The sequence below is a fragment of the Deltaproteobacteria bacterium genome (assembly GCA_026712905.1).
Classification (GTDB): domain Bacteria; phylum Desulfobacterota; class Binatia; order UBA9968; family JAJDTQ01; genus JAJDTQ01.
This window is the reverse complement of sequence record JAPOPM010000179.1, coordinates 1-8,747: the sequence shown is the minus strand read 5'-3', so window position 1 is coordinate 8,747 and position 8,747 is coordinate 1. Positions and strand designations below refer to the sequence as shown.

The following is an 8,747-nucleotide window of genomic DNA, read 5'->3' as shown; positions in this document are numbered from 1 at the left end:
CATGGCCTCAGTGCGTCTGCGCCGCGCTCCCTGGCCTGAAATGGCCGGTGAAACAAGTCTATCTCGATGCCCTGAAGCCGGGTTTTCCATCGAATCACTCACAGACCCTCAAATCCAGGCGTTTTTCCACGGCCTGCTAGGGCCGCTGGTACCGGTTGGAGACGTCAACGCTCTGGCGACGGCGATGGAACATACATTGGATCACCCTCCGGACCCGCGGGTGTTGCAGACACGGGGCATGGGATTTTCCGTCGACCGCGCGGCGACGGCTTACGAGACACTCCTGTCGTCGGTAGTGTCCGCGAAGCGCGCCACCCCTCCGGGGTCGTGAGCACGGGGTTGCGACCCCTTCCCACTTAGGAGATACTTTCCGCGACCAACAAGAAACCGGAGAAGCTGCCGGCGCCTGGAGGCTCCTGCCTGGGACCTCCGCGAGGGTTGCGTGCGGTGGGACCCTGCGTCCCTACCCTCCCGGCGCGCGAGACGCGCGCTGTCGAGGGCGCCGGCGAAACAGGAAACCGGTTCATGGGTCGCCTCCTGGGCTGCGCACGCACAGGCCGGGCGGGGGCGCGTGGACGGAGACAAGAGGAGGCATGACATGAGATTGCGAATCGCGAGCCTTATGGCGGGTGCGTTCCTGGTGCTTGCCCTGGCTGCCTCGGCCCAGGCGAAGTGCGGCAAGGTCACCATCTCGGAGATGAACTGGGACTCGGCCGCGGTGGCGGCGCAGGTGGAGGCCATGATCCTGAACAAGGGATACGGCTGCCAGGCGGAACTGGTGCCCGGTGACACGGTGCCGACCGTGACCTCCATGACGGAGAAGGGGGAGCCGGACGTGGCGCCGGAGATCTGGATCAATTCCGTGCGCGAGGTGGTGACGAAGGCGACGAAGGAAGGGCGCCTGAAGGAAGCCGGCGAGATTCTGAGCGACGGCGGCGAGGAAGGCTGGTGGGTGCCTGAATACGTCGTCAAGGACAATCCGGAGCTTGCCACGCTGCAGGGCGTGATGAAGCGCCCGGACCTGTTCCAGGACAAGGAAGACCCCGGCAAGGGCCGCTTCTACGGCTGTCCTTCTGGCTGGGCCTGCCAGATCATCAACGCCAACCTGTTCAAGGGCTACGGGCTCGACAAGGCCAATTTCACACTGTTCGATCCTGGGTCCGGAGCGGGCCTCGCCGCGGCCATCGCCAAGGCGTATGAGCGGAAGCAGCCCATCTTCACCTACTACTGGGCGCCCACGTCGGTGCTCGGCAAGTACCCCATGGTGAAGCTCGGCGGCATGAAGCACGACCCCAAGACGTACGCGTGCGTCACCGACAAGGACTGCGCCGACCCGAAGCCGAACATGTACCCGAAGTCCGCGGTGCTGACCTACGTGGTCGGCGGCTTCGCGGAGAGAGAGCCCGACGCGTTCAAGTTCGTCTCGAGCGTGTCCTGGCCCAACAGCGTGGTGAACAAGGTGCTGGCGTGGAAGGCCGACAACAAGGCCGACGCGAAAGAGACCGCGGAGCACTTCCTGAAGAACTACGAGAACCTTTGGACGAAGTGGGTGTCCGCGGACGTGGCGGCCAAGGTCAAGGCCGGCATGTAGATTGCACCCAGGTCGCGGCCGGCGTGCTTGGCCGGCCCTGAAGCAGGCGGGGCTTCCGGCGCAGGAGGTCCCGCCTCTTCACATCGACAGAGCGGAGGTCCCGCATGTACGGTCATCGCGCGCGCATCGGCTACACGTCACCGCCCATCGTCACCGAGGTCTTCCCCTACGAGTTCTACAAGATGGCGCCGCCCGGCGTCACGCTGGCGCTGACGACCCTCATGGTGGCGCGGCACTCCAAGGACTCCGGCGAGGCCGAGGAAAGCTGGAACCACGCCGTACGCGCGGCCCGCGAGATGGCGCGCGCCAAGGCGGACATCATCGTCTTCGGCGGCGGCCCGGTGGTCTATTCCGGAGGCGCCCAGCGCGCCCACGACACCATGGCGGCGCTGCAGCAGGAACTCGGCATCCCCGTCACCAACAGCACCACCGCCTACCACCAGGCGGACGCGATCCTGGGCGCCCGGCTCGTGGGCTCCGTCACCTACGCATCGACACCGGGCAGCGCCGACCACCTTCCCAACGAGCGTTTCAACGACCCGGACAAGACCACGATGGTGGCCCAGAAGTTCGCCGGCGTCCCCTTCGTCGAGGTGGGCACCATCCCCTCCGAGGTACCCCTGCGGCTGGCCCGGGAGCTCAAGCGGGAACACCCCGAGATTGACACCATCCACCTGGGCTCTCCCCACTGGGCCGCCGGAGCCGTCATCGACACCCTGGAACAGGAACTCGGCGTCAACATCGTCCAGGGAAGCCAGTCCATCCTGTGGTGGGCGCTACGGAGCCTGGGTATCGAAGACCGCATCGAGGGGTACGGCAAGCTCCTGCGCGAGCACTAGTGTCCATGTTGCAACAAGAGTCGGTGAAGAGCGATCCGAAGCACAATCCCCGAGTCATCATTCCCGCGGAACAGGCTGTGTCAAAACCCGTGAGGCAACGACCCCTTTGAATCGTCATTCCCGCGGAAGCGGGAATCCAGGGGCGGTGGTGGGGACTATAGCGGCGTTTCCCCGCCTCACCACCCCTGGATTCCCGCTTCCGCGGGAATGACGATTCAAAGGGTCGTTGCCTGTCTCAGATGGCGTTTTGACACAGCCCGGGAAGCGGGGATCCAGGGGTGCCGTGTCTGGGCGGTGGGGAATGGTCGGGGCGACTGGATTTGAACCAGCGACTTCACGGACCCGAACCGTGCGCTCTACCAGGCTGAGCCACGCCCCGACACTCGGTCCGATCGAACCTTGGCTTGTACGGAAAACCTAACACATGGATTCCGGGAGGTAAACGAGAACGGCGTCATGACCGCGGAGCGCCCCCAGGGTGGGCCTACGCTTCGCGGTCGGGAACCAGCCGGCGCAGGCGCGCGGCGAAGAAACCCTCCGTGTCGTGCCGATGGGGCAGCGCCAGGAAATAGGGCGTCGCCGCCATGGACCGGGCCGCGGACGGCAGGTGTTCGGCGGCCTGGTCGACGGCGAAGTCCCCGTGGTGCTCGAGGAAACCCTCCACCAACTCCTCGTTCTCGAGCCGGGAGAGCGTGCAGGTCGCATACACCAGGACACCGCCCGGAGCCACTCGTGTTGCCGCCTGCTCCAGGATGTCGGCCTGCAACGTGGCGAGCCGGTGGAGGTCCCGCGGCTCGCGACGCCAACGGATCTCCGGATGCGCGCGCAGGGTGCCCAACCCGGAACACGGCGCGTCCACCAGCACCCGGTCGAAGGACGCGGGTTCGCCCGGAAGCCCGCGGACCGCATCACGGACCTGGGTGCGTACGCAATCGAGCCCCAGACGCCGGGCACTATCCGCCAGCTTCTCCAGCCCGCGCCCGGAAACGTCGCACGCGACGACCTCGCCGAAGCCTTCCATCAGCTCGGCCAGGTGCGTGGTCTTGCCGCCGGGGGCCGCGCAGACGTCGAGCACGCGCATGCCCGGTTCCGGCGCCACCAGGAAACCGACCATCTGGGACGCCTCCCCCTGCACCTGGCACAGACCCTCGCGGAACTCGGCCAAGCGCGCCGGCGACGACGCCCCGCGCAACCGCACCGCCAGCGGCGACCACGCCCCGGCCCGCGCTTCCACCCCCTGCGAACACAAGCGCCGCACCAAATCGTCGCGGGTCACGCGCAACCGGTTGGCGCGCAGCACCAGCGGCGCGTCCTCGTTGTTGGCTTCCATCAGGCGCCGGCTCTCCGCGCCGCCGAACCGCTCCCGCCACATATCCACGAGCCAGGGCGGATGGGACACGAGCGCCGCCAGTTCGGCGGCGCTGCCGGTGCCGGCGGGCGGGCTCCACGCCTCCCGTTCCCGGCCCGCCATCCGCCGCAGCACCGCGTTCACCAATCGCGCCTTGCCGGGACCCACGCGGCGCTTCGCCAACTCCACCAACTCGTTGACGGTGGCGTAGGAGGGAACCCGGTCCAGGAACAGCAGCTCGTAACCGCCCACGCGGAGCAGGTTCCGCACCAACGGATCCAGCTTGTCCAGGGGATCGCGCAGCAAGCGGGCGAGCACCCAGTCGATGCGCCCGCGCCAACGCAGCGTGCCATAGACCAGGCGGGTCAGCAGCGCGCCGTCCACCGCCGGCAACGCCGCCTGGTCCAGGCGCGCGCTCAGCAAGACGTCCGCGTAAGCGTTCCGCCTCTCGACACGGTCGACGATGTCGACGGCCAGCTCGCGGGGGTTCTTTCGATGCGGTGTCACGGACAAGGTTTTTTGTCGCCGGTAAAGCGCGATGACCTGTAGGGGCGACCCGCGGTCGCCCCAGTGGCCGGCACCACGCGAGGAAGACCCCGGGTCACGGCCCGGGGTGACGTAACGCAGCCGACGGCGAAAAGGACCCGCGGATTCATCAAGCTATTTGTGACGCAGGACACTAGCGTGGCCCGCGCTCGAACCGCATGCCCGGGCGCAAACCGGCGCCCCGCAGGAAGGCGGCGGCCGGCATGCGTTTGCGCCCCTCCATCTGCAGTTCGGTGAGGAGCAGTTCGCCGGCACCGGCGGCCACGCAAAGGCCGGCGGCGTCCGCGCGCAACACCGTTCCCGGCTGTTCCGGCTCGCGCGCACCGTCCGCCAGACTCGCGCCGTGGACCTTCACCAACTTCCCCTGCCAGTAGGTGAACGCCGAGGGCCATGGCGTGAAGGCGCGGACGCGCCGCTCGACCTCCAACGCCGGCCGGGTCCAGTCGATCAGGCCGTCCTCCTTCTTCAGCATGGGGGCGAAGGTCACCCCGGCGGGGTCCTGCGGGCGCGCGGCAAGAGTTCCCTGTTCGAGGCCGGCCAACGTGCGCAGCAGTAGCCGTCCCCCCACCGGCACGAGCTTCGCTTCCAGGGTAGGCACGGTCTCGCCGGGGTCCATGGCAACCGTTTCCCCCAGCAGAACCGGACCGGCGTCCATCTCCGCCACGAGCCGCATGGTGGTGACCCCGGTGACCGCCTCGCCCTGGAGGATCGCCCACTGCATGGGCGCCGCGCCGCGGTACTTGGGGAGCAGGGAGTAGTGGACGTTGACGCAGCCCAGGGGCGCCAGGTCCAGGATCGTTTGCGGCAGGATGCGCCCGTAGGCCACCACCGCCACGAGGTCCGGGCGCCAGGCCGCCAGCCGCTCCAGCAGGCCCGGGTCCTTCATCTTCACGGGCGTCAACACCGGAATGCCGCGGCGCTCCGCCGCCTGCCGCACGGGTGAGGGAGTGGTGGTCTGGCCCCGGCCCGAGGGCCGATCGGGCTGCGTGACCACACCCACGACCTCGTCGGGACCGTCGAGCAAAGCTTCCAGCGATGCCGCGGCGCAGGCCGGCGTGCCCATGTAAACGATGCGCATCCGGTGGTTCAGATGACGACGCCGCGGCTCTCTTCCGGCTCCTTGCCCGTACGGACGGCCTTTTTGAGCTTGCGCACGTAGATGTCGCGCTTGAGCCGGCTGATGCGGTCGATGAAGAGCTTGCCGTCGAGATGATCGATCTCGTGCTGGAGGGCCACGGCCAGGAGTCCGTCGGCCTCGATCTCCACCTCTTCGCCGTCGGCGCCGTAGCCGCCCACCAGCACCCGCTCGGCGCGCGTGACCTCCGCGGTGAAGTCCACCACGCTGAGACAGCCTTCCTCGTAAACCACCTCGCCCTCGGCTTCGCGGACCTCCGGGTTGGCCAGCTTGATGACGTTGACGCCGCGGTTCTCGTGGTCGAGATCCAGCACGATGACACGCTTGGAGACGCCCACCTGCGGCGCGGCCAGGCCGATGCCGGGGGCCGCGTACATGGTCTCCAGCATGTTCTCCATCAGCTCGGCGATCTCGCCGGTGACGGCTCCCACGGGCTGGGCCGGCATCCGCAGGATCGGTTCCGGAAACTTCAGAATATCGAGGATCATGCCTTCCGCCGCCTCACCCTGCCTGGATTCCCGCCCCCGATCGCGGTCGAGGGCAAGCTTTCGCGGGAATGACGATTCGGGGTGTTGGTGCCCATTCTCAACCGAAGTTTTGACATAGCCTGTTCCGCGGGAATGACGGTTGGACGTGTCAGGGGCTTGAGTACGAATTTCCCGCATTTATAACATGTTGTACGGATCCACATCAATGTGGAGCCGGACCGTCCGGCCCTTGGGGACCAAGGCGGCGGCGCGCCGGGCCATGACCCCGAGGGCCGGGCGGCTGCGCCCCTTGAGCAGGATCTGCCAGCGGTAGCGGTTGCGCAGCTTGGTGATGGGCGCGGGCGCCGGCCCCAGTATCTCCACCCCGTGCGGGTTGTCGTCACGGCGCAGGTCCCGCGCGAGGGCGCGCGCGCGTCGCGCCACACCCTCCTCCTCGGTGCCGTCCAGCCGCAGGTGCACGAGATGGCGGAACGGCGGATAGCCGAGCTCGCGGCGAAACTCGATCTCGGCCGCGAAGAACGACGGGTAATCGTGGCCCTGGGCATGGCCGAAGCAGTAGTGACCCGGCACAAGGGTCTGCACGATGACGCGGCCGGGCCGGCGCGCCCGGCCGGCGCGCCCGGCCACCTGGCTGATAATCTGGAAGGTCTTCTCCGCCGCGCGGAAGTCCGGCAGGTTGAGCGAGGAGTCGGCCAGCACCACCCCCACCAGGGTCACGCCGCCGACGTCGTGGCCCTTGGCCACCATCTGCGTACCCACGAGCACGTCGAGGTCTCCCTTCTCCCAGGCCCGGAAGATGCGCTCCTGGGCGCCGCGGGCGCTGGTGGTGTCCCGGTCCATGCGTCCGATGCGCGCCTTGGGCAGAAGCCGCCGGAGCGCGTGCTCGACTCTTTCCGTGCCGGCGCCCACCTCGCTCAGCGATACGTTGCCGCAGGCGGGACAAGCGTCGACCTTGCGCCGGCGGAAGCCGCAGTGGTGGCAGAAGGTGCTGTTGCGCCCGAGGTGGTAGGTGAGGCTGATGCTGCAGTGCGGGCAGCGCACCACGAAGCCGCAGGACCAGCACTGGAGGAACGAGGCGAAGCCGCGCCGATTGAGGAAGATCAGGCTCTGCAGGCCCTGTTCCTGGTTCTCCCGCAGCGCGCGCAGCAACGGCGGGGAGAAGAGCCCCTCCGTGGGCGCCGGCTCCTGCCCGGCCTTGAGGTCCACCACTTCGACGCCGGGCATGGGCCGCGCTTGCACCCGCCGGGTGAGCTCGAGCAGGCGGTAACGGCCGCTACGGGCGTTATGGTAGCTCTCAAGGGACGGCGTGGCCGAGCCCAGGATCACGGGACAGCCGGCGATACGGGCGCGTACCACCGCGAGGTCACGCCCGTGGTAGCGCACGCCTTCCTCCTGCTTGTAGCTGTAGTCGTGCTCCTCGTCCACGACGATGAGCCCCAGGTCCCGGACCGGAGCGAACACCGCGGAGCGAGCCCCCACCACCACCTTCACCACCCCGTGGGCGATGCGCCACCAGTGACGCCACCGTTCCGCCGGGGTGAGGCCGCTGTGGAGCACCGCCACGTCGCCCGGGAAACGCCCTTCGAGCCGGTCGAGCAACTGCGGCGTCAGGGCGATCTCCGGCACCAGGATCAGGCACTGGCGCCCACGCCCGCGCACCGTCTCCATGGCCTGCAGGTACACCTCGGTCTTGCCGCTGCCGGTGACCCCGTGGAGCAGCACGGTCTCGAAGCCGTCGTCGCGCAGGCGCCTTTCCATGGACCGGAGCACGTCCTGCTGCTCGTCCGTGAGCACCGGCGCGCGGCTCGGCGGCGCCCCGCTGGTGGTCTTTTCCGGCGGCGCCGCCCGGCGGCGCCGGGCCTCGCGCATATGCCCGCGCAGCCGCTCGCCCACGGTCGCCGCGCCCTGTGCCGCGAGCCGGTCCAGCGCCGCGCGCACGCCCCGGCGCGGAAACAGCCGGCTCAGCGTCGCCGGCGCCAGCGGACCGCGCTCGCGCAGCGCCTCGAGCACCTCCCTGTCCACCTCCCCGTGATAGTCTTCGGGCGCGCGCGCGAACGCCGCCACCACGCGGCTCTCGGTGCGCAGCAGCGGCGGCAGCGCCGCCGCCAGCACCTCGCCCAGGGAGGCCACGTAGTAGTCCGCCGCCCAGCGGCACAACTCCAGGAACCCCTCGTCCAGCAGCACTTCGTCGTCCAGCGCCTGGGCGATCTCCTTGACGCCGGCCAGGCGCGTCGCGCGCTCGAACCCCACCACCACCCCGGTCACGCGGCGCCGCCCCAGCGGCACCAGGACTCGCATCCCCACCGCCAGGCGCTCCCGCAGACTCCCGGGCACCGCGTAGGTCAACGGCTCCAGCATCGGCGCCGGAACCGCCACCAAGGCGAACGGGTGAGCCGCCTTCAACGGAACAGGATTCTCGACCGCGCTCATCGTCTGGAAGTATTGATGAGACCGCGCGGAAAAGCCACGGCTCCGCCCTTCCCCACCCCTGGATTCCCGCCCCCGATCGGGGTCGAGGGCAAGCTTTCGCGGGAATGACTCTTTGGGGGACGGTAGCCTCCGGAGTTTTGACACAGCCGCTTCCGCGGGAGTATCTGTGATGGAAAACAAGGGCTAAGCGGGCTCAGGGCGGAGGGTGGGTAACCACGGGGTACTGCGACGCGCGATGGCATGGAGTAGCAATAAGAGCTTGCGCATCACGGCCACGAGGGCCACCTTACCAGGCTTACCGCGGCGCCGCAGCCGACGATAGAAACCGCTCAGTTCGGGGTTGCAGCGTATGGCTGAGAGGGCGGCCATG

At 68.6% G+C, this 8,747-nt stretch carries 7 protein-coding genes and 1 tRNA gene; 2 read left to right on the top strand and 6 right to left on the bottom strand.

Annotated features, from left to right (window positions below):
- Positions 1-598: 598 nt before the first annotated feature.
- Entirely contained in the window at positions 599-1,591 is a 993-nt protein-coding gene (locus OXF11_15205) for an ABC transporter substrate-binding protein (GenBank protein ID MCY4488442.1), read from the top strand.
- Between the two features lie 104 nt (positions 1,592-1,695).
- Positions 1,696-2,430 carry a hypothetical protein gene (locus OXF11_15200; protein ID MCY4488441.1) on the top strand — a complete coding sequence of 245 codons (735 nt, stop codon included), beginning with the start codon at positions 1,696-1,698 and terminating at the stop codon, positions 2,428-2,430.
- A gap of 302 nt (positions 2,431-2,732) precedes the next feature.
- Here the strand turns inward: OXF11_15200 and OXF11_15195 are convergent.
- The 6 genes from OXF11_15195 to OXF11_15170 all read right to left on the bottom strand — a co-directional run.
- Positions 2,733-2,809 (bottom strand) — tRNA-Pro (locus OXF11_15195).
- 105 nt (positions 2,810-2,914) lie between these two features.
- Complete coding sequence (rsmB, locus tag OXF11_15190; GenBank protein ID MCY4488440.1) at positions 2,915-4,285, bottom strand: 16S rRNA (cytosine(967)-C(5))-methyltransferase RsmB; 1,371 nt, start codon at positions 4,283-4,285, stop codon at positions 2,915-2,917.
- A gap of 172 nt (positions 4,286-4,457) precedes the next feature.
- On the bottom strand, positions 4,458-5,402 hold the full coding sequence (gene fmt / locus OXF11_15185; GenBank protein MCY4488439.1) for a methionyl-tRNA formyltransferase: 945 nt from the start codon (positions 5,400-5,402) through the stop codon (positions 4,458-4,460).
- An 8-nt stretch (positions 5,403-5,410) separates the two neighbouring features.
- Positions 5,411-5,947, bottom strand: a complete 537-nt coding sequence (def, locus tag OXF11_15180) for a peptide deformylase (protein ID MCY4488438.1) — start codon at positions 5,945-5,947, stop codon at positions 5,411-5,413.
- Positions 5,948-6,124: 177 nt separating this feature from the next.
- Positions 6,125-8,350: a primosomal protein N' gene (priA, locus tag OXF11_15175; GenBank protein ID MCY4488437.1), complete on the bottom strand. Its 2,226-nt coding sequence runs from the start codon at positions 8,348-8,350 to the stop codon at positions 6,125-6,127.
- Between the two features lie 210 nt (positions 8,351-8,560).
- Positions 8,561-8,747, bottom strand: a 187-nt coding sequence (locus OXF11_15170; GenBank protein MCY4488436.1) for an IS110 family transposase, incomplete at its 5' end; no start/stop codon positions are given.